The sequence below is a fragment of the Wolbachia endosymbiont of Nomada ferruginata genome, assembly GCF_001675785.1.
Taxonomy (GTDB): domain Bacteria; phylum Pseudomonadota; class Alphaproteobacteria; order Rickettsiales; family Anaplasmataceae; genus Wolbachia; species Wolbachia pipientis.
Window position 1 is genome coordinate 1 of record NZ_LYUY01000159.1, and the last position, 1,261, is coordinate 1,261.

Consider the following 1,261-nt stretch of genomic DNA (forward strand, 5'->3'; position numbering starts at 1 on the left):
TATTTGCTATGACCTAAAGATTTTATATTATGTGGGGTATCAGTCGTACCGAGACTTGACTGTGGCAAAGTATCACCAGCTTCACACAAAATTGACTCTTTAGAAGCTTCTTTAGCTAATTTAGAAAATACTTGTTCTCCTAACTGCAATTTTTTACCCCCATGAAATAACTGAATTTTACTTAATACAGAATCTTTAACCTTTATCACCTCTTCACCACTCATTTCCTTGTTATTTACGTGCTTTAATATCTTCCCTAATATTCCTTCTTTACTTACCTCTTGTCTACTTGGATCCACAATTAAATTTGCTATTATATATGTAACTGAATAATCTTTGAAAATGGAGAAAATAGTCCGGTCTCCACGGCCTTGATTAAATCTTATTATACGCTCCCAAACATTCATCATACATTTTTTTGTTTCTTCAGACAGATCTGGATTTTTCAGTACTTGGTCTGATAATGAAGATAAAAAGGTTGTGTAACGTTCACATTCAAACTGACTGGACAATTTGTTTAATTCCATAAAAGAATCAAAATAATACTGATTTATTAGCACATTAAATACTGCATGATAAGTATTTTCCTTATAATCTCTATCTAGTAATTTTTTCTTTTGTTCATCATCCATTTTGGATAGGCAAAACTCTAGAGTGTCTACTTCTTTGTAACCCTTCACTGCAGATAAAGCTGCTTCAATTAACAAATTATCTTTATCTTGACTAGAAATACTAGAGTCATTGTGCAGCTTATTATAGAAGAACTCTATACCTTCTGCCCAATTTTTATTAGAATTTATCTGTATGGATTTTTGCAAACCTTCAACTGATTTATATTCGTTTAGTTTTCCAATCTGCTTATCAATAAGAAAAGACCAGAAAGCTTCTATAGGGCTAGTTTCTTCGATATTTTCCAATAATTCTCTTCTCAGATCATCATCAGATCCATCTTCTTCAAAGGCACTTCTCTTAAATCTCATAAATACTTGTTCAAATAATCCAGGAATCTTATCTTCTAGACAATATTTACATGCCAAGTAATATCTATCTGCAAGATCAAGCGGACTTTCTTTTCCATTTTTATTTTTTTCTTCAGTTAGCCTTTCACCAACAGCTTTATTTTTTAATTTTATTCCATCCCAACAAGAATTATCAGAGAATATATCAGAGAAAAACTTTAATTTTCCCTCATCAAAATCTTCAATTAATTGAATATAAACCCTTAACCATCTTTCTACTCTAAGATGTTTTCTTGCTTTAA

1 protein-coding gene is annotated in these 1,261 nt (G+C 30.9%); it reads right to left on the minus strand.

The genetic code is table 11. From position 1 onward, the window contains the following. The coding region (locus BA053_RS06195; RefSeq protein ID WP_065106876.1) for a hypothetical protein at window positions 1-1,261 on the minus strand (1,261 nt) is incomplete at both ends.